This window comes from Mucilaginibacter sp. UR6-11, assembly GCF_020880695.1.
Lineage (GTDB): Bacteria > Bacteroidota > Bacteroidia > Sphingobacteriales > Sphingobacteriaceae > Mucilaginibacter.
This window is the reverse complement of sequence record NZ_JAJIWO010000006.1, coordinates 123,156-144,538: the sequence shown is the minus strand read 5'-3', so window position 1 is coordinate 144,538 and position 21,383 is coordinate 123,156. Positions and strand designations below refer to the sequence as shown.

The window sequence follows — 21,383 nt, the reverse complement described above, 5'->3', positions numbered from 1 at the left end:
GTAAACAAAAAATGCGGCCATCTTTTAAATAGCCGCACTTTATATTGAATTTTATTATATTTTTTCTTTGATACCCATTGGTACGCCTACATCTTTAAATGCCTTCGTGATCTTCTCAACTGCTTCATCAATCTGTGCGAAAGTATGTGTAGCCATTAAAGAGAAACGCAATAAAGACGAGTCTGAAGGGACAGCGGGTGATACTACCGGGTTAACAAACACACCTGACGATTGCAGGTGCTTGGTAACCAGGAAGGTTTTATCATTATCCCTTACATAGATAGGCAGGATAGGGCTTTCTGTAGGGCCAAGGTCAAATCCTTCGTCCAACAAAAGTTTCATTGCATAATTGGTGTTGTCCCAAAGTTTCTGGATCCGCTCCGGCTCCGATTCAATGATATCTAATGCGGCAATAACGCTGGCTACCGAGCCAGGTGTCATACTTGCGCTGAACATTAATGAACGTGCCCGGTGTTTCATGTAATCAATAGTAGCATGGTCGGCAGCAATAAAACCACCTAATGAAGCTAATGATTTACTGAAGGTACCCATAATCAGGTCGACATCATCAGTTAAATTAAAGTGTGATGCAGTTCCCGCGCCTTTATGACCGATTACACCCAAACTGTGGGCATCATCAACCATAATATTTACACCATATTTATCAGCCAGTTCAACAATTTCCGGTAATTTAACAATATCACCTTCCATACTGAAGATACCATCAACAGCAATAACTTTTACAGCTTCTTCCGGTAGCATGCTCAGCTTGCGTTCCAGATCGGCCATATCATTGTGGGCGTATTTAATAACTTTCGAAAACGAAAGACGGCTGCCGTCAATTAATGAGGCGTGATCATATTCGTCTAAAATTAAATAGTCATTACGGCCGGACACGCATGATAAAACGCCCAGGTTAACCTGGAAACCTGTACTAAACAATACAGCATCTTCTTTACCAACGTAATTAGCCAGTCTTTTCTCTAATTCAACATGTATATCAAGTGTACCATTCAAAAATCTTGACCCCGCACATCCCGTTCCGTATTTGTCAATTGCTTTCTTTGATGCTTCTTTGATCTTTGGGTGATTAGTAAGCCCCAGGTAAGAATTAGACCCAAACATTAATACACGCTTGCCATCAATAATTACTTCTGTATCCTGTCCAGACTCAATAGGCCTAAAGTAAGGATACAGTCCCTTCTCCCTGATCATTGCTGCATCTTGAAATTGAGCAATCTTCTCATGTAGTTTTTTAACCATGTATTAACCCTGCTTAAATTTTTTGTAAAAATACCATGAATAAGTTTATAACCTATATTTAGTATGTAATTTTTTTTAACATTCCATTTTTTTCAAAATGCAGTGCACTTCCCACTCGGCAAATTAATTAATTTTTTTGTTTATTTAGTGTCTATAATTTTCATTTTTTTCAAAAAAGTATCAAAAACAAGGTTGTTTATAGCTATTATGTATTATTTACGTAAAAATGTTGTGGTTAAATTATATTTAAAATTAAATACCTCATATTCGCATTCCCTAATAATTTAAATCCCAAAAAGCAGTAAATCTATTTACTGCATTTTTTGTTTACAGATCTGCCGATCACTACTATCATATGAAAAAAACATCATTTTTGTTGATAATTAATTTTATCTTATTTTTTAATACCAGTGCAATTTTTGCTCAAAAAAGTATTGATACCATACCTAACGTAATAACATTAAAACAAAGTATACTTTTTGCATTACGCAATCAGCCGGCGGTAAGGCAGGCTGCTATTGATGAGCAGATAAATGAACGTGATATACGTATCGGACTATCCGGGTGGCTACCTCAACTTAACTCGGCCGGCAGTTATACCCATTATTTTAAAGGCAGCCCGGTAGCTTCTACAACCCCCGGCGTTGTGTCATCAATAGACGAATATTCAAGTCTTGGTTTACAGGCCAGCCAGGTTATTTATAATAATGATGTATTGCTGGCTTCAAAAACCGCCAATTATTCGCGTTTATATTACAAGCAAAATACGGTAAGCAGCCAGATCAATGTCGTAGCAGATGTAAGCAAGGCATTTTTTGACGTACTGCTATCGCAAAAACAATTAAATATTATTAATGAGGACATTGTACGCCTGCAAAGAAGCCTGAAGGATGCCTACAACAGGTATCAGGCGGGGGTTGTGGACAAAATCGATTATAAACAGGCGACCATAGCACTTAATAATGAAATAGCTCTGCGCAAACAAACAGCCGAAACGATTAATGGTAAACAGGCCTATCTTAAACAAATAATGGGAGTTAACCCCCAATTTGGAATAACATTGGCGTATGATTCGACCAGTTATGAAAGGGAAGCTTATATCGATACCAATCAAATGGTTAATGTTAACAACCGTATTGAATATCAATTACTGCAAACAGAAAAAAATCTTAAGAACCTGAATGTTAATTATTACCGCTGGGGATTTCTACCGTCACTGTCAGCAGTCGGCAGTTATAACCTGGTTTATTTGAATACACGTTTTTCAGACCTTTATAGTAATGCTTTCCCCAGCGGATATGCCGGACTGTCATTAACGCTGCCTATTTTCCAGGGTACAAAGCGTTTACAAAATTTAAGTAAAGCCCGTCTGGAAGTTGAGCGTACCGATCTGGACGTTGTAAATTCGCAAAACACAATTAACACGCAATATATCCAGGCGCTGGCCAGCTATAAAAGTAACTATACCAACTGGCAGCTACTTAAACAAAACGTAGCGCTGGCTAAGGATGTATATAATGTGGTAAGCCTGCAATATCGCGAAGGGGTAAAAACTTACCTTGACGTGATTGTGGCACAGTCTGATTTGCGGACATCTGAACTTAATTATTACAATGCACTTTTTCAGGTGCTATCCAGCAAGATCGATTTAAAAAAGGCATTGGGTACACTAACGGTTGACACAACAATAAATAATAATAACGAATAATTCTCACCAGCTATAAATAATGAAAAAAAGGTACATATTTTGGTTAGCCCCGGTTGCAATGTTAGCATGGGCATCATGTAAAGACAAGACTGCAAAACAAGACGCCCCGCCGCCGCCGACACCGGTAAATGTTACCGAGGCTTTAAAAGGTGATGCAGTTTACTACGACCAATATCAGGGAACAGTTGTTTCATTAAACAATGTCGAGCTGCGCAGCCAGGTATCAGGTTTTATAACCGGTATATATTTTAAGGAGGGTGAAGTTGTTCAAAAAGGTAAGCCCCTTTATGAAATTGATAAACGTAAGTTTCAGGACGCCTTGGTGCAGGCCCAGGCTAATTTAGCCAACGCAAACGCCAATCTGGTTAAAGCGCAGAAAGACCTTGACCGGTACAATATGCTATTAAAGAATGATGCCGTTGCACGTCAGACGGTTGACCAGGCAACGGCTGTTTATGAAACAAGCAGGGGCCAGGTGTCGGTAGCCAAAGCAGCTGTGGCATCTGCCAGGACAGATCTTTCTTATGCTACTATTACCGCCCCGGTTACCGGGCGTATCGGAATATCCCAGGTTAGATTAGGCTCACAGGTTAGCGCAGGCACTACTTTATTAAATACCGTATCAAGCGAAAATCCGATAGGTGTTGACGTAGTGATCAATGAGCAGGACATTAACCGGTTTTATGATCTGGAAAAAAGCAGCACCGATTCCACCTTTAAACTGGTGTTGTCTGACGGAGTTACCTTCTATAAAAAACCGGGTAAAATTTTGGCTATTGATCGCGGGGTAAATAACCAAACAGGTTCAATTAAAGTAAGGGTTCAATTTCCTAATGATCAGGCTATCCTGAAGGACGGGATGAGCGCTACTTTAAAGGTGCTTAACAATAAATCAGGCGACCGGGTAATTATTCCATATAAAGCCGTTACCGAGCAAATGGGCGAATTTTTTGTGTTTGTAACCAAGGATACTACCATGAAACAAAAAGAAGGTGCGGATAAAAGAGACACCATTGCGCTGCAACGCAAAGTTATTTTAGGTCCGCGTTTAAGTGATAAGGTGGTAATTATGACCGGGATAAATGCCGGTGACAAGGTTATTACCGATGGTTTTCAGCGGTTGCGCGACAGTGGTATGGTTACCCTGGGCGCAGCGCCCGCGCCCGGCGCTGCGGGCGGTAAACCGGCAAAAAAATAATTCGGGGTATTTTAAATGAATTTTTAGATGATCGCAGAGACTTTTATAAAAAGGCCCGTTACGGCCATTGTTATCTCCATTGTAATTGTAATAGTTGGTATGTTAGCTATCAACAGCTTACCAATCGGGCAATATCCGGAGATTACGCCGCCAACGGTAACTATAACGGGTAATTACACAGGTGCCGACGCGTTAACGGTTGAACAAACCGTAGCCACACCAATCGAGACCCAGGTTAACGGTACACCGGGTATGACGTACCTGCAAAGTAACAGTACCAATAACGGTGCTTTGAGTATGACCGCCAACTTCGAGGTGGGTACAGATATTAACATTGCTGCCCTTGACGTACAGAATCGTGTGGGAATTGCAACGCCAACGCTGCCACAGGAGGTACAGCGTTTGGGACTAACTGTTCGTAAAAAGAACCCCAGTATTTTAATGCTGGTGGCTTTATTTTCGCCAACCGGAACACATAATGTCACTTTTTTAGACAACTATGCCAACGTATTTATTAAAGACGCGCTGTTGCGTGCCAAAGGCGTGGGGGATGTGGTATCACGTGCTGATGACTTCAGCATGCGTATCTGGCTCAAGCCGGATAAGCTGGCTGCTTTAGGTATGACTCCCGCTGATGTAACTGCTGCCTTAAATGAGCAAAACGCCCAGGTTGCTGCAGGTACAGTTGGCGCGACCCCGCAGGAAAAAGGGCAGACCTTTGAGTACTCTGTACTTGTAAAGGGCCGTTTAGCAAAACCTGAAGAATTTGGTAACGTAATTGTGCGCAGCCAACCCGGTACCGGAGCTGTTGTTCACTTAAAAGATGTCGCCCGGATTGAGTTAGGCAAGTTTAACTATGCAGGAAACTCATTTGTTGATGGCAAAAAGGCGTCTTATCTTTTAGTTTACCAGGCCCCGAACAGTAATGCGGTTGAAACTGCCGACGCGGTATATGCGACGATGTCAGAATTAAAAAAATCATTCCCTGCCGGGGTTGATTATGTGGTGCCTTTTGAGTCGGTTACCGTGGTAAAAGTATCGGTGCATGAAGTGATCCAGACTTTGGTCATCGCTTTGTTCCTGGTAATTGTGGTGGTGTTTTTATTCCTGCAAAGCTGGCGGACAACTTTAATACCCGTGCTGGCCATACCAGTATCCATTATTGGTACGTTCATCTTTTTTATACCATTACACTTTACCATTAACACGCTTACCCTGTTTGGTTTCGTGCTGGCTATAGGTATTGTGGTGGATGACGCTATCGTGGTAGTTGAAGCCGTTCAGCATTATATGGATGAAAAGGGGATGTCCCCTAAAGATGCCACCCTGCATGCCATGCGTGATATCTCTGCACCGGTAATTGCCATCGCGCTGATATTAGCTGCCGTGTTTGTTCCGGTAGGGTTTATCCCCGGTATTGTGGGCAGGTTATACCAGCAGTTTGCAATAACTATAGCTATATCCGTATTGATCTCTGCATTTGTGGCCTTGTCATTGACACCGGCTCTGTGTACATTATTATTGAAACCGCATAAAATCGACAATAAATCAGCCGGCCTGGATAAGTTCTTTTTTAAATTTAACAGCTGGTTTGAAAGGCTTACCGGCAAATATCGCGGTGGTGTACACCGGGGGATCAAGAACTCTAAATTTGTGATCATTATATTGGTATGTATTGTGGTAGGTACCATATTGCTGTTTAAGAGTAAACCTACCGGCTTTATACCAACTGAGGATGAGGGCCGGATATATATTACCTATGACCTGCCTGAAGCATCATCTACCGAACGGACTGTAGCTGTACTTCATGCCATGATGGATACCCTTGAAAAAGTTCCGGAAGTTGCACATTACGCCGCATTGGGCGGACTGAACGTGGTTAGTTTTGCAACCAAGTCAAACAGTGCTACCATATTTGTACAGCTCAAAAACTGGGACGAACGTAAAATGACCTCGTTGCAATTGGTGCCGATATTACAAAAAAAACTATCCGGCTTTAAAGAAGCCAGCGTGGTGGTTATTCCGCCGCCGGCTATTCCCGGTTTGGGTACAACAGCAGGTTTCTCTTTTATCCTTGAAGAAAAACAGGCAGGCGGAGATATTAAAAACTTTGAAGCTGTTTTAAGAACCTTTATAGCCGCGGTATCAAAACGCCCGGAGATTGGTAAGGCCTTTTCGTTCTTCACCGCGCGTACGCCGGCTTACCAGTTAACTATTGACCGTGAAAAAGCAAAACGCCTGGGTGTGCAGATATCAGACATCAACAATGCCTTGCAAACCTATATGGGCAGCGCTTATATCAACGATTTTACCATATATGGCCGTAATTTTAGGGTGTTGGCGCAGGCCGACACAAATTATCGTACCAATATGGACAACCTGGGACAATACTTCGTACGTAACTCGGGTGGCACGATGGTGCCGCTGAGTACACTTACTTCTTATAAGATGATTGAGAATGCGCCGTTAATTTCGCATTATAATCTTTTCCGCTCTGCGGAGATTGATGGTAACCCTAAAGAAGGTTATAGTAGTGGTGACGCGTTAAAAGCCCTTGAAGAGGTTGCTGCCCAGACTTTACCGCAGGGGTTCGGCTATGAGTTTTCCGGCTTGAGCCGCGAGGAAAAGCTGTCGGGCTCCAAGACCGTTTACATTTTTGCTTTGTCCATCGGTTTTGTGTTTCTGTTCCTGGCTGCGCTGTACGAAAGTTGGTCGGTGCCTTTCTCGGTACTTCTGGCAGTGCCATTGGGCGCGTTTGGCGCCATATTGTTCCTAACGCTTAATAAGACATTGATTGATAATATTTACGCGCAGATAGGCTTAATAACCTTAATAGGGCTAGCGGCAAAGAATGCCATCCTGATTGTAGAGTTTGCCAAAGAGCGGGTAGACGCGGGTATGGAGCTGGAAAAGGCAACGCTTGAAGCGGTTAAACTTCGTTTACGGCCAATAATCATGACGTCGCTGGCGTTTATTTTGGGTGTCGCGCCATTGCTGTTTGCATCCGGCGCCGGCGCCGAAGCGCGAAAGACGATAGGCTGGACCGTATTTGGCGGTATGCTTGCGGCAACCTCACTGGCAATATTTATAGTGCCAGTACTTTTCTTCCTTATCACGCGATTCGCCTATGGTAAAGAGAAACTGGCAGAACTGGAGAAAAACTATAAAGAAGATCCGGAAGAATTACATTAATAATAAAATAGCATAAAACGCCCCTAGCAATGTTAAGGGCGTTTTTGTTTAAAGCCATTTTATATTGTCAGGATTATATTTTTGTACTAATATTACTACAGTTTTAGTCGTTTTAGGTTATTAACCCTGGTTTATATAAGGTAAAATGCCTATTAAAAGGGTCAATCGTCCACAACTCCCCCAAAATGCTTATAATCTCAAATCGAGAATTAACCTTAATTTAATATGGGCTTTATTTGATGATAAAGATCTTCGGCAACTCATTATCAGCCTGTAGCTGTTAACAATTGTTAATAACGGCTGTATTGAACGTATTAATAAAACTCATTTAAATGTTAAAAAAAACATAAATCCGCCACACTGGCAAAGTATTTGTTTAAGTGCTGATATTATATTTTTTAATCTATTTACTTATTTACTAAAGAGAACACAACAATGAAAAAGTTAACAAAATTAGCAGCAGTAGCCATAACGGGTGCAGCACTATTAATCGGAACAAATGTAAACGCACAAATAATTACCCCAAAGAAACTTCGTTTTGGTGTTGGAGTTGAAGGTGGCATTGTAACTGGTAGCGCGAGTACTTATTCAAATGCTGAATTAGGCGGTACTGCAAGGTTACAATATGGTTTGGATAAAAACTTAGCACTTACCCTTACCTCTGGTTACTATAATTTCTTCGGAAAAACTGAACCTAACGGGGTTGACAAATATCAATCACTAGGTATGGTGCCAATTAAATTGGGTATCAAAGCTTTCTTTACCGACAATCTTTATTTCGGTGCTGAAGTTGGTGCTGGTATAGAAACCAAAACTTTTTTGCCACAAGGCATAAACCAGGCTTTTGTTGAAAAAGACACTAAGCTTATCGTATCACCTGCAATTGGATATGCCAGCAAACATTGGGATCTTGGTGTACGTTATGAAAACTATTCTGGTCAAAGCAATAACTACGGTTTAGTAGGCTTGCGTCTGGCTTACGGATTTGGTTTGTAATAAACAGATCCTTACAAAAAAGCCCCTTTGCAATTTGCAAAGGGGCTTTTTTTGTATAATTGTTAGTCTTTTTAAAGAGGCGAAGGCTGCCGGTTTTGCTAAGAAAGTTTAGCAAGGGCGGCTTTGATCCTGGCCATCGCTTCAATCAATTTCTCTTCGGAAGCAGCATAAGACATGCGGATTGATTTTTTATCACCAAATGAATCACCGCCAACGGTAGATACGTGGGCTTCCTCCAAAAGGTAAATGCTTAATTCATCCGCGTCATTAATTGTCCTGCCGTTGTAGCTTTTACCGAAGTAGTAAGTAACATCCGGAAAGAAATAAAATGCGCCCTCGGGCAGGTTTACTTTAACGCCATCCAGTTCGCTCATTAATTTGTACACGATATCGCGGCGTTTTCTAAACGCTTCGCGCATTTCCAATACGGTTTCTAAACCACCCTCGTAAGCGGCAATGCCTGCACGCTGGCTGATAGATGAGGTACCCGAAGTGATCTGTCCCTGTAATTTATCACAGGCGGCTGCAATCTCTTTGTTTGAGGCCGAGTAACCCAGGCGCCATCCGGTCATGGCAAATGCTTTTGACCATCCGTTTATAATGATTACGCGGTCCTTTATGCTGTCAAACTGCGCTATCGACTCATGTTTATCCACAAAGTTAATATGCTCATAAATTTCATCAGATATGATGTAGATCTGCGGATATTTTTCAAACACTTTAACCAGGCCAGCTAATTCGGCTTTGTTATAAACACTGCCGGTTGGGTTACAGGGTGATGAGAACAGGAACACTTTTGTTTTAGGCGTGATAGCGGCTTCCAATTGCTCGGGCGTTATTTTAAAATCCTGTTCAACTGTAGTATCAATAAAAACGCTTTCTCCCTCAACCAGCTTCACTACCTCTGAGTAGGATACCCAATATGGGGTAGGGATGATCACTTCATCGCCCGGGTTTACCAGACAAAACAATACGTTGGCAATTGATTGCTTAGCACCTGTTGAAACTACGATCTGGCTAAAATCATAATCTAATCCGTTCTCGTTCTTCAACTTGGCAGCAACAGCTTTACGCAGTTCAGGATATCCAGGTACCGGGGTATAATAGGTGAAGTTGTCATCCATTGCCTTCTTGGCGGCATCCTTAACATGGGTAGGTGTATTAAAATCCGGCTCGCCGAAGCTAAGGTTAATCACATCGACACCTTTAGCGGCAAGTTCGCGGCCCATTTTGGCCATTTTAATCGTAGCTGATTCTGACAGGTTATTTATCCTGTTACTTAATGCACTCATAGTTGAATTTTATTGTTGTTGCGGCAAATATAGAAATTCTATAGTAAGCGGATAGGTTAAAAATGAAAGTCTTTTACTGCCGTTTGTGTCCTCACAAACGGCTACATGCTGCAAATAGTTGTCTGTGAGGACACAGCCACCTGAGAAGAAACTAATAGGAACAATTACCGGTTATTACCGTTGATATTTATAAATTTGCCCAATAATTAAGCCATTTTGCTACTACAAAAAAAGATCATCCTTATTTCGCTTATCACCGGTGTTGTGCTAATGCTGGCTAAGTTTAGCGCCTATATTTTAACAAATTCAAATTTTATTTTAACAGATGCTGCAGAAAGTATTGTTAATGTAGTAGCCAGCTCATTTGCTTTTTTCAGTATTTATCTCTCTTCACAACCCCGTGACGAAAACCATCCGTACGGACATGGCAAAATCGAATACTTTTCTGTTTTTATTGAAGGTACATTAATACTTATTGCCGGGTTGGTTATCATTATAAAAGCGACCTACGGCATATTTCACCCCAATATTATTCATGATCTGTTAACCGGCGCCGTTATCATAAGTATAACCGGCGTTGTAAACGGCGGCCTGGGGTTTTATATGATCAGCAAAGGCCGGTCAATTCCCTCTATAACCATCGAGGCGGATGGCAGGCACTTAATAACCGATATGGTTACCAGCGCCGGCCTGGTTGTTGGTTTGTTACTGATGTATTTTACCAGAATTGAATTGTTGGATAGCTTACTATCTATCGTGGTAGGTGCCTATATCGTTTTTACCGGTTATAAACTGGTACGCAAATCTGTTGGCGGGTTAATGGACGAGGCTGATTTTGATGTAGTGACCGAGGTTGTGAAATTTTTGAATGATAAACGCCGGGACGAGTGGATTGATATCCATAACTTTAGGGCGCAGAAATACGGGAATGAGCTTCATATCGACTGCCATTTAACGTTACCTTATTATTTTGATCTGAACCGGGTGCATGAAGAGGTATCCATGGTAGATAAACTGATCAACAGCGATGTGACTAAAACCGAACTTTTTATACACGCTGACCCCTGTTTGCCGGATTGTTGTCATTACTGTAATATGCCCAATTGCCCGGTAAGAGCCGAACCTAAAACTGAAGATATAATCTGGACGATGGACAGAGTGATCCGCAATAAAAAACATTTCGAATAATGTATCAATTTAACGTACGTGTTTACGGCCTGCTGATTAATGATGAACAGCAAATACTGATAAGCGACGAGCAGGAGCATGGTGTGCAATTTACCAAATTCCCGGGCGGCGGGTTGGAATATGGGGAAGGCATGACCGATGGCCTGAAACGTGAATTTATAGAGGAATGCAATGCTGAGATAGAAGTGCTGTCGCATTTTTATACCACCGATTTTTTTGTAAAATCGGCCTTTAATGACTCGCAGATCATCAGTATTTACTACCTGGTTAAAAACGTCGCTCCGCTTGATCTTCCTATTAAAACGGTGGTGTTTGATTTTGACGGGGAGGGCGAAGTGTTACAGTCGTTCAGGTGGATAAAGCTGCGAGACTTAAGCGAGGATGATTTTACCTTCCCGACTGATAAATACGTGGCAAAGCTATTAATTGACAGTTATGAATTTAGTTGAACGAGACCTAAAAGTTATTTGGCACCCTTATACCCAAATGAAAACAGTGCAACCGCCGGTGCCGATTGTGAGGGGAGAAGGTGCCTGTTTGTTTGACGCAAGCGGCAAAAAATATATTGACGCCGTTTCGTCCTGGTGGGTTAATATCCACGGGCATTCGCATCCTTATATTGCCCAAAAAGTTGCCGAGCAGTTAACCACGCTCGAACATGTAATATTTGCGGGCTTTACCCACCCAGCCGCTGTTGAACTGGCCGAGCGGCTATTAGCCATCCTGCCTGATAATCAGCAAAAGGCATTTTATTCAGATAACGGGTCGACCGCCGTTGAAGTTGCCATAAAGATGTGCCTGCAATATTGGAACAACCAGGGCAATAAACGGACAAAAATACTGGCGTTTAAAAATGCCTACCACGGTGATACCTTTGGCGCTATGGCCGTAAGCGGACGCAGTGCCTTTACTGCTGCGTTTGATTCTTTATTATTTGAAGTTGAATTTATTGATTTACCCGCTAAAAACAACCTGCAAGATCTCAAATCTCAAATTTCAGGCCTCAAATCTGAATTAGCCTGTTTTATATTTGAACCGCTGGTGCAGGGATCAGCCGGGATGATTATGTATGGGGCGGAGTATCTGAATGAACTAATGGCGCATTGCCGTAAAGAAGGTGTGCTGTTGATTGCCGACGAAGTATTTACCGGTTTTGGCCGTACAGGCAAACGTTTTGCCTGCGACCACCTAACTGAGAAGCCGGATATCATGTGTTTCTCTAAGGGGCTTACAGGCGGCACTATGGCCCTGGGATTAACTACGTGTACCGGACAGATCTTTGACGCTTTTTTATCTGATGATAAATTAAAGACCCTGTTTCACGGGCATTCATTCACCGCTAACCCGATAGCCTGCTCTGCGGCCCTGGCCAGTATGGATTTGTTTATGGATGCAGCGACCCCGGAGAATATAGAACGGATAGCCCGCGCACATAAGCGGTTTGCGGAAAGGATTAAGCATCATCCTAAAATAAAAACCGTGCGTCAAACAGGTACCATTGTAGCGATGGAGTGGGAGACCGGCGATAATACATCGTACTTTAGTTTGCTGCGCGATAAACTGTATTATTACTTTTTAGATGCAGGCATAATTTTGCGCCCACTTGGGAATATTATTTACATTTTACCCCCATATTGCATTACCGACGCTGACTTGGATTACATTTACAGCAAAATTGAACAGGCGCTGGAAGAGATATAGTTAGTGATTAGTTAATAGTGATTTGAGATTAGTTTATGTTCAACTAATCACTGATCTCTACCACTTAACTAGCAGTGCGTTAAGGATTGAAGCGGATACCGGCCTGTGGCTAAGGCCCGTGCAGTATGAGCGGAAAGCCTGGCCCGAAGGGAACGCCCAACCAATGAATATAAAGAAAAAGTAACTATGAGCTTAAACAACATACTGCCTACCATAATTGCCGATAATAAATTACATGCCCGCTGGCTAAACACCTTATCATTGATGGAAAATACCGGCGCGCGCAAGATCTCGGCCAGCGAGGACCCAACTACTGTTACCTACATTATATTAAAACATGCAGCCGAAGAGCATCGTCATGCTTTTTACCTGAAAAAGCAGATCGAGAAAACTGGCAGGGAACTGTGCCCTACCTATGCTGACGAATACCTGGTAGCTTCGGCTTATAGCAAGTACTATTTGAATATGCTGGATGTTGAGGTGTGCCGGTACCTTAAAAAAGAATTGGGACTTGCCGGTAAAGAACTACGCTTTGCGGCTTATTTGCTGGTGACCTATGCCATTGAAGTGCGTGCAGATGAGCTTTACCCTATTTACCAGGATGCTTTGGATGCGGCGGGCAGCAAGATCAATGTAAAATCTATTATCGTTGAAGAAGAAGGGCACCTGGAAGAGATGATTAACCAGCTTAAACAATTCTCGCCTCAATGGCAGCTCCATGCCGGTAAGGCCGTGGAGATGGAAACTAAATTGTTTAACAACTGGGTGGTAGCATTAGGTAATGAGGTGAATTAATTATTTGTACGGTTTCAAACATTTACTCCCGTAAAATATTAATAAGCCAGGTACTCGGTAAAAATCTGTTGCATAAAAGCCTTGCCGGTAAGCAGGGTTTTTTCAGTTAAAGCAGGGTTGGCATTTTTGTTTTTACGGTAGATTATCCTTTGTCCGGAGCTGTCATAGGATACCGACTGTTCGGGCGTCATAAATCCGAATCCGTTGTCCCAGTCGAAAAAAGCAAATGCCGGCGCATAAGGGTTCAATAAATTTTTAGACCATTTAAACTTTTGCGGCGATAGATTAAGCTGCGCCAAAACGGTTGCGGCAAGGTCGGTCTGATTACCCAGTTTGGTTATTTTAGTACCCCGGTATTCCGGTTTTATCGCATCGCCAAAAAACAACAGCGGGATATGATATTTTGCCGGGTCGAAAGCGGCGGCGGTACTTTTTGGTAACCGGTGCCCATGATCAGCCACGAGGATAAACAGGGTGTTTTTATACCATTCGTGTTTTTTTGCTTCTTCAAAATAGGCATTCAGGCAAGAATCAGTAAACCAGGCGGTGCTCCTAAACTGATCGGCGACGGTTTTGCCCTTAAAGTGCGGGGCGCCGGGCAACAGAAACGGTTCGTGATTGGTTGATGTTTGTATCAGTGAGAAAAAAGGTTTGGTTTGTTTGCTAAGATAAGCTATATGCTTGTCTAAAAGTACATTGTCATAAGCTCCCCAGGTTGTACCGATCTCTTCTTTCTTCATGACTTTGGCATCCATGATATAGTCAGTACGATGGTCGGCCATATAAGTGCCAAAATTCATGTAATCACTGTTGCCGCCATAAAAATAAGAGGTGTTATAGCCGTTATTCTTAAACTCGGTCATCAATGAGGGTAACTGCTTTTGTTTGGGCGTATCAACAACTATGGTACGGATTGCCTGGGATGGGAAACCGCTTAAAATAGCGATAATACCTTTATCTGTACGGTCGCCGGCGGCATAGATACTGTCAAACAAAACGCCGTTTTTGATAAAATTTTCAAAGTTTGGCGCAACACCTTTTTCGCCGCCTAATGATGCTATAACATCTGCGGTAAAACTTTCCAGCTGGATGATAACCACATTGGGCTTTTGGGTGTTTAGCAGTTGCAGGGTGGTGTCTTTTTTTACCTTGAACGATTCTTCTGCAATAGTTTTTGCCTGGGCAGCAGGTAAGAATAAATAAGGGTTATAGGGTTTTCGCAGGTTTTCAAAAACGTTGTTAAACAGGTTCCACTCGGTGTTTTGTGCCGAGAGGTCCAGGAGCTGGTTGTCAGAAAAATAACCGGCACTCTGGTTAATGGGATCGGGCGACAGGCTGCCGCGTAATAGCATAAAATTTGTACCGGTCAGCAATACCAGCGCGATGATCTTGTTTCTGGTAGTTGTTACCGGTTTTTTAAAAGAATGATCAAGTATATAATGAGAGAAAACCACCCCGGTAACCAATAAGAACATCATGATGGTGAGGTGCAAAGCAATGGGCGACGAGGCTGTTGACGACATAGATTCTGCCGGCGAATTATACAGTGTGTCAAATGCCCTGAAGTTTACCTTGGCGCCCCATTCGGCAAATATACCCAGGTCAACAACCGCAATAAGGCTGATACAGAACAAACAGAACCAGGTATAGACTTTTAACCATATGCTTTTAATGCGGCCGTTAGCTATAAACCAGTTGATAAGGAAAATCAGCAGGGGGATTACCGCGATATAAGCGGTGGCAGATGCATCCATGCGGATGCCATACAAATAGGTTTTTAAGATATCCGTATTGGTCGTCCCGCGAAGTTTGTCACGAAAATATATTTCGAATGTGGCCCTTGTTAAAGCAAAGAACAGCAGCCAAAAAATATAAAAACGTATAAAACTATAAAGGCTTCTTAACATCGGAGGGCAAAAATAGTTATTTTACCATAAGGTTAAGAAGCCTTTAAAAAAATGTTATACGGTTGACTTATTTGCCGCTCATGGCTTTAAGGTCGTCCAGTGTGATCTTATCAAAACCGGCAGGGATACCAAAAGTTCCGGCAGGAACCTTTTCTTCGTTGATTGATTTTAAAGTAACATCAATTGGTTGTCCCTGTTGTATAGTAGTAAATTGAACCGGGAAACCACCTGCTTCAGCAAAATATTTTGTTAAGCTGTTGGCAGGAGCTACCACATCCTTAGTAACCCAGGCTACATAGCTGCTTCCGCTTTTTGAATCCTTTACGTCAACTTTTATACAGTTAAATCCATTGATAACTTTAGTTTCTGCAGCCGGCGTAAACGTAAATTTAGGCGCTGCTGCTAACCCCTGCTCAATTTCATCCGGCGTCAGGACAGCGGCCTTTTTTATCGACGCAACAGGTACATCAACCAAAATAGCTACGTAAGTGCTTTTGCTGTTGGTAAGAATTTTAACCAAAGCCGGGCCTTGTTGCGTTACAGCTGCACTTGAATCGGTTGTGAAATATATTTTTGACTCGCCGTTGCCCATGGCGGTTTTTAAGGTATAAACAGCTACTCCCTGCGTATATGTTTTTTGAGCGCTGGCGCTAAATGCTAAAGCCGTAAATGCCAGGCCTAAGGCAATTTTTAATTTAGTATTCATGTTTTTTCGTTTATAAGCACAATTTAGTTGTTTAACATTTATTAAGCAAACTTCGGTTTAATAAATATCTTAGTTAGACAATACAACCAGCGATTTGTTACGTTTTAATACCCGGTAATTTACATTTAAATATTTAGCCTGCTTTTCCCATTCAGAAACTGACCTGTCCGCGTTGCTCCCGTCAATTATTAACATGGCATAGTTGTAATTTTCATTTAGCTGACCCACAGAAGTTTGCGGGTTGCCCGTTATATACAGGTAGTCGATATTTAATTTCTCAGGTAGCCTCCGGTGTTGCAGCTGTTGATTAAAAAGCAAAATCTTTTTATTTTCAAATTGGATCAGGTTATCGCTTTTTACCAGGAAGGTTGAGCGTATGTTTTTTGCAAGGCCACAGATCATAGTATCGGCCACTTTGCTGCTATCCAGGTAGGGTTGTATGCTGTACTGGTAGATCTTATCGGTATGGTTAATGTCTGCTATGATTACTGCTTTATCACCATGTTTAAATATAAGGCCCGGGTGTTTTTTAAGGTTTAAAAATACAATACCGGTTTGCCGCAACGCATTGATCCGTTTTAAACTGATGCTTGTTCCTAATATAAGCATAGTGGTTAAACCGGCCATCAGTAACCATTTCTTCCTGTCTGACAGGAAATAAAACAGGCAGATAATAATTACATAAGCCAGCAAGTACTCAAACGTGGTAAACCAGATTTTGCCGATGCCGGCAAATGGCGAATATTCAATCAACACTAATGCCTTGTTCATTAACAGAATTGATTTTTCTAAAATATAACCTAAACCTGCCGAGAGGTAAGGCAACTGCGGTACCAGCAAACAGGCTAATCCCGCATACATGATTACCAATACGGGTAAAGTGATGATTAAATTGCTCAACAGGAAATAAACCGGGAACTGGTGAAAATAAAACGCGCTTAACGGAAACGTAACTACCTGCGCAGCGATGGATACCGTGCCTGCGGCCCATAACTTATCGGCCCATTTATTTTTAAATGTCAGCCATTTATAAACCAGCGGCTGAAAAATAATTAACCCCGCAACCGCCAGGTAAGACAATTGAAAGCCGACATCCGCGATAAGGTAGGGGTTATATAGCAGCAGCATGAACGCCGATACCGCTAATATATTGAGGGTGTTGATATAACGGCTATAAGTTTTTCCGATGATAACCAGCGAGATCATTAAAGCGGCCCGGCATACCGCTGGCGAAAAACCGGTGAGCAGCGAATAATACCAGATCAGCGTTATAATCAGGATGGCTTTTACTGGTTTCCCGTTTTGATATCGCCCCAAAAAGCCAAAAACAATATTTAGGAGTAAATAAATTATAGCTACATGCCCGCCCGAAACGGACAGGATATGTATGGTGCCGGTTTTTGAATAAGCCTGCAATAGTTCGTTACTTAAGTCGGCCTTGTAACCTAAGATCAGGGTTGACGCTACGGCTAGGGCGGACGTATCGTGCATGTTTGTCTTTAACTTTTCAACCAAACGCTGCCGTAGCCGTAATGAAAAAGCAATTACCGGGTTGCCTTTGCCGTGCGCCCGAACCACGTATTGCCCGGGATATAAAAAGGCCTGCCGGCAGATATTTTGATTGGCGAGGTATTGCTTGTAATTAAACTCTGCCGGGTTAAAGGGCGGGTCAGCAGCGTTGTATTTAGCCGGGATCAGCAATTCGTCACCGTAATAAAGTTTGTTAGCTGTAGTGTCTTTTACGGTTATTAACAGGGTTCCGCTGGTGGGGATTGATTTCCTGTTGGTTATTTGCTGTTCCACATTTGCGGTAAATCGCACCAGCCCGTTTTTTACGGCGGGTTCGTTATTAATCTTTACTACCAGGTATTGCGCCGGCTTTCTGGAGAAATGAGTATCGTTATTAAGCTCGGTACCCCTGATCACGCTTAACCAGCCGCATAAAAACAGGAACAGGGTGATCAATGATCCGCCGATCCACCTTGCTTTATATAAACCAAACCGGGCGTAGGTTAAATTAAGCACGATAAATGCAGCGCCGGATAACACGAGCGGACCCGCTATCCAAAACAGGAGAGCGGCAAAAGCAAAGCTCAGACCCAGGGTTGTCCCCAGCAGGAAAGGTATGATGAGAACTACAAATGGTATTTCCCCTTTATGATTAGCTATCAAAGATTATAGGATTTTACACCACTAATTTAATCAGGGTAATCCTTAAATCCAATAATAAATCTTGCTCAGGCTATAACTGGTCTCTTACTTCCAGTAAAAACTTCTTTAAGTTTTCAAGCGAGTTAATAACGCGCTGGCTGTCCTTGCTGTTACCCAGGTTACCTTTTAAATGATCTTTAGCGCCGGCCAGGGTATAGCCTTTATCCCTGATCAGGTGAAAAATGATCTTAAGATTTTCAATGTCTTCCGGTGTAAATAACCGGTTGCCTTTTTTATTCTTCTTGGGTTGAAGGATGTCAAACTCTTTCTCATAAAAACGGATCATAGATGCGTTAACATCAAACATGGCCGTCACCTCGCCCATGGTATAATACATTTTACTGATCTCGTGTTCTTTGTAAGGCATACGCAAATGTAATAAATTTCGGATGGCAGATTTTCTATTTAGGAATTTTCTTGAATGTTCTGGTATTCCATATTCATAAATCAAAAGTTAATATTTTATAATGATATAATACGCAAAATTTCACACTTTTGCGCTAGGTGTGTACACAAAAACTATACGCTATTACACATAGTAAATATGACCGCTAATCAAATACGACAGGCTTTTCTTGATTTTTTTGCTTCTAAGGGGCATACCATAGTGCCTTCTGCACCTATTGTTGTTAAAAACGACCCGACGCTGATGTTCACCAACGCCGGGATGAACCAGTTTAAGGATATATTTTTGGGTGAAGCGCCGGCCAAATCGCCGCGCGTAGCGGATACGCAGCGTTGTTTACGGGTATCGGGCAAGCATAATGACCTGGAAGAGGTAGGTATTGATACCTATCACCATACCATGTTCGAGATGCTGGGCAACTGGAGCTTTGGCGATTATTTTAAGAAAGAAGCCATTGAATGGAGCTGGGAACTACTTACCGAAGTATATAAAATAGATAAGAGCCGCCTTTACGTTACTATTTTTGAGGGTGATGATAAAGAAGGCTTGCCAAAAGACCAGGAAGCTTTTGATTTTTGGAAAGCTTTTGTACCCGAAGATCATATCCTTTTAGGAAATAAGAAAGATAATTTCTGGGAAATGGGCGAGACCGGCCCATGCGGGCCCTGCTCTGAGATCCACTACGATAACCGTACCGATGCCGAACGCGCAAAGGTTAGCGGTGCCACCTTGGTTAATGCTGATGATCCGCAGGTTATCGAGATCTGGAACAATGTATTCATGCAGTTTAACCGTTTAAAGAACGGATCATTACAGCCATTGCCTGCACAGCATGTGGATACAGGTATGGGCTTCGAGCGTTTGGTGCGGGTGATACAGGGTAAACAAAGCAATTACGATAGCGATGTATTTAGCCCGATGATCGAGTTTATTGCTCAAAAATCCGGCAAGCCTTATAATGCTGCTGCGCTACCGGGCGATGCCGATTGGAACACCGCGGTAGCGATGCGCGTATTGGCAGATCATATCCGTGCCGTAAGTTTTACCATTGCCGACGGGCAATTGCCATCAAACAATAAAGCAGGGTATGTTATCCGCAGGATCCTGCGTCGTGCCGTACGTTATTCCTATCAATACCTTGAGTTTAAAGAACCGTTTTTAAACCAGTTGGTACCTTTATTAGCCGACCAGTTTAAAGGTGTGTTTGATGAGTTATATAATCAGAAAGATTTTGTGCAGAAGGTCGTTTTGGAAGAAGAAAACTCTTTTTTAAGAACTCTTGAGCAAGGGATCAAAAAATTTGATGAATATTTCGAATCGGTTAATCAAAGTTGGATTAGAACTGGACCAAGTATCGGGGGAGATATAGAATTATTATTTCCGGGAGATAGAACATTTGAACTTTCAGATACATATGGATTTCCATTAGATTTAACAGAGCTTATGGCTCGGGAGAAAGGGGCGAAGGTCGATTTAGTTGGTTATGAAGCAGCTTTACAGGCCCAAAAAACCCGCTCACGCGCTGCATCAGCTGTTGATACCGGCGATTGGGTTACTTTAAAAGACGAGGATACAGTTTTCACCGGCTACGATGAAACAGAAAGCATAGCACACGTAACCAAATATCGCAAGGTTACGGCTAAAGGCAAAGAGCAATACCAGTTGGTACTGGATAAAACACCTTTCTATGCCGAAAGCGGTGGCCAGGTAGGCGATACCGGCGAACTGGTTTTCCCTGACGGCGAGGTGGTTTATGTTACCGATACCAAGAAAGAGAATGGCCTTATCGTTCATTATGTAGATAAATTGCCGGAGGATATAGACGACGCCTTAACCGCTATAGTGGATAAAGAACGCCGTAACAATATCATGAACAACCACAGCGCCACGCACCTGCTGCATGCCGCTATGAAACAGGTATTGGGTACCCACGTCAATCAAAAGGGATCGTTGGTTAATGCAGATTATCTGCGTTTTGATTTCTCGCATTTCGCTAAGGTAACCGAGGAAGAACTGGCCGAAATTGAAGCGATAGTCAATGAAAAAGTACGTGAGAATATTGCCCTGAATGAACAGCGCAATGTGCCTTATGATGTAGCCATTACCAGTGGAGTAACTGCTCTATTCGGCGAAAAATATGGCGACTTCGTACGGGTGATCACTTTTGATGAAACGTTTTCAAAAGAACTTTGCGGCGGTACGCACGTAAAAGCTACCGGCGCCATCGGTTACTTTAAAATAATAGCCGAAAGCGCTGTTGCCGCAGGTGTGCGCCGCATTGAGGCTATTACAGGTTTAGGTGCCGAAAAATATATAAATGAGCAAACCAGGCTGGTTTACCAGGTTAAAGAGCTGCTTAAAAACCCGAAGGATATTGCTAAAAGCATTGAAGGCTTACTGGAAGAGAACGCCCGCCTGAAGAAAGAGATAGAGAAGGGCATCTTAGAGAAATCGTCGGGCTTAAAAGATGAGTTAGCTAAAACGGCAGAAGCTATAAGCGGTGTTAATTTCATTGCCCAAAAAGTTGAACTGCCAAACGCCGACGCGATCAAAAACCTGGCTTATAATTTAAAAGATATCGTCCCAAATCTTTACCTGGTGCTAACCGCCGTAATTGACGGCAAGCCAAACATTACGGTGATGATAGCCGAGAACCTAGTAAAAGAAAAGGGCCTGAACGCGGGCAATATTATCCGCGAACTGGCTAAAGAGATACAGGGCGGCGGTGGCGGCCAGCCGTTTTTTGCTACCGCAGGTGGTAAAGATATAAACGGATTACCCGCTGTATTAGAAAAAGCAAAAGGCTTTATCGCCTAGTTG

The 21,383-nt window shown here is 42.5% G+C and carries 15 protein-coding genes; 9 read left to right on the top strand and 6 right to left on the bottom strand.

All coding sequences use genetic code 11. The features are described from left to right. Window positions 1-54: 54 nt before the first annotated feature. A complete protein-coding gene (locus tag LJ658_RS14845; protein WP_230547309.1) occupies window positions 55-1,263 on the bottom strand; it encodes a pyridoxal phosphate-dependent aminotransferase family protein in 1,209 nt (402 codons plus the stop codon). Window positions 1,264-1,618: 355 nt separating this feature from the next. Here LJ658_RS14845 and LJ658_RS14840 point away from each other — a divergent pair, with 355 nt between their 5' ends. The 4 genes from LJ658_RS14840 to LJ658_RS14825 all read left to right on the top strand — a co-directional run bounded on the left by LJ658_RS14840 (window position 1,619) and on the right by LJ658_RS14825 (window position 8,357). After that, window positions 1,619-2,971: a TolC family protein gene (locus LJ658_RS14840; RefSeq protein WP_230547308.1), complete on the top strand. Its 1,353-nt coding sequence runs from the start codon at window positions 1,619-1,621 to the stop codon at window positions 2,969-2,971. A 19-nt stretch (window positions 2,972-2,990) separates the two neighbouring features. After that, a complete protein-coding gene (locus LJ658_RS14835) occupies window positions 2,991-4,169 on the top strand; it encodes an efflux RND transporter periplasmic adaptor subunit (protein WP_230547307.1) in 1,179 nt (392 codons plus the stop codon). Window positions 4,170-4,196: 27 nt separating this feature from the next. After that, on the top strand, window positions 4,197-7,361 hold the full coding sequence (locus LJ658_RS14830; RefSeq protein ID WP_230547306.1) for an efflux RND transporter permease subunit: 3,165 nt from the start codon (window positions 4,197-4,199) through the stop codon (window positions 7,359-7,361). A 435-nt stretch (window positions 7,362-7,796) separates the two neighbouring features. Beyond that, window positions 7,797-8,357 carry a hypothetical protein gene (locus LJ658_RS14825; protein WP_230547305.1) on the top strand — a complete coding sequence of 187 codons (561 nt, stop codon included), beginning with the start codon at window positions 7,797-7,799 and terminating at the stop codon, window positions 8,355-8,357. 98 nt (window positions 8,358-8,455) lie between these two features. On the opposite strand, the gene LJ658_RS14820 is transcribed toward LJ658_RS14825, so the two are convergent. Further along, a complete protein-coding gene (locus tag LJ658_RS14820; RefSeq protein WP_230547304.1) occupies window positions 8,456-9,649 on the bottom strand; it encodes a pyridoxal phosphate-dependent aminotransferase in 1,194 nt (397 codons plus the stop codon). 216 nt (window positions 9,650-9,865) lie between these two features. On the opposite strand from LJ658_RS14820, the gene LJ658_RS14815 reads away from it, so the two are divergent. From LJ658_RS14815 to LJ658_RS14800, 4 genes are all read left to right on the top strand, one after another. Next, window positions 9,866-10,837, top strand: a complete 972-nt coding sequence (locus tag LJ658_RS14815) for a cation diffusion facilitator family transporter (protein ID WP_230547303.1) — start codon at window positions 9,866-9,868, stop codon at window positions 10,835-10,837. Continuing rightward, a complete protein-coding gene (locus LJ658_RS14810) occupies window positions 10,837-11,286 on the top strand; it encodes an NUDIX domain-containing protein (protein WP_230547302.1) in 450 nt (149 codons plus the stop codon). Before LJ658_RS14815 ends, LJ658_RS14810 begins: the two co-directional genes overlap by 1 nt. Beyond that, window positions 11,273-12,538 carry an adenosylmethionine--8-amino-7-oxononanoate transaminase gene (gene bioA, locus LJ658_RS14805; RefSeq protein ID WP_230547301.1) on the top strand — a complete coding sequence of 422 codons (1,266 nt, stop codon included), beginning with the start codon at window positions 11,273-11,275 and terminating at the stop codon, window positions 12,536-12,538. The genes LJ658_RS14810 and bioA overlap by 14 nt, the downstream gene beginning before the upstream one ends. Before the next feature lie 186 nt (window positions 12,539-12,724). Beyond that, window positions 12,725-13,333: a hypothetical protein gene (locus tag LJ658_RS14800; protein WP_230547300.1), complete on the top strand. Its 609-nt coding sequence runs from the start codon at window positions 12,725-12,727 to the stop codon at window positions 13,331-13,333. Window positions 13,334-13,371: 38 nt separating this feature from the next. Here the strand turns inward: LJ658_RS14800 and LJ658_RS14795 are convergent, their stop codons facing one another. The 4 genes from LJ658_RS14795 to LJ658_RS14780 all read right to left on the bottom strand — a co-directional run bounded on the left by LJ658_RS14795 (window position 13,372) and on the right by LJ658_RS14780 (window position 18,524). Continuing rightward, the gene (locus LJ658_RS14795) at window positions 13,372-15,240 is read right to left on the bottom strand and encodes an LTA synthase family protein (RefSeq protein ID WP_230547299.1); all 1,869 of its coding nucleotides are present in this window, start codon (window positions 15,238-15,240) and stop codon (window positions 13,372-13,374) included. Between the two features lie 67 nt (window positions 15,241-15,307). Next, entirely contained in the window at window positions 15,308-15,946 is a 639-nt protein-coding gene (locus tag LJ658_RS14790) for a DUF4412 domain-containing protein (RefSeq protein ID WP_230547298.1), read from the bottom strand. A 69-nt stretch (window positions 15,947-16,015) separates the two neighbouring features. Beyond that, complete coding sequence (locus tag LJ658_RS14785; protein WP_230547297.1) at window positions 16,016-18,118, bottom strand: ComEC/Rec2 family competence protein; 2,103 nt, start codon at window positions 18,116-18,118, stop codon at window positions 16,016-16,018. Between the two features lie 70 nt (window positions 18,119-18,188). Then, entirely contained in the window at window positions 18,189-18,524 is a 336-nt protein-coding gene (locus LJ658_RS14780; protein ID WP_230547296.1) for a MerR family transcriptional regulator, read from the bottom strand. 177 nt (window positions 18,525-18,701) lie between these two features. Here LJ658_RS14780 and alaS point away from each other — a divergent pair, with 177 nt between their 5' ends. Continuing rightward, window positions 18,702-21,380, top strand: a complete 2,679-nt coding sequence (alaS, locus tag LJ658_RS14775; RefSeq protein ID WP_230547295.1) for an alanine--tRNA ligase — start codon at window positions 18,702-18,704, stop codon at window positions 21,378-21,380. The last annotated feature ends 3 nt before the right edge of the window (window positions 21,381-21,383 follow it).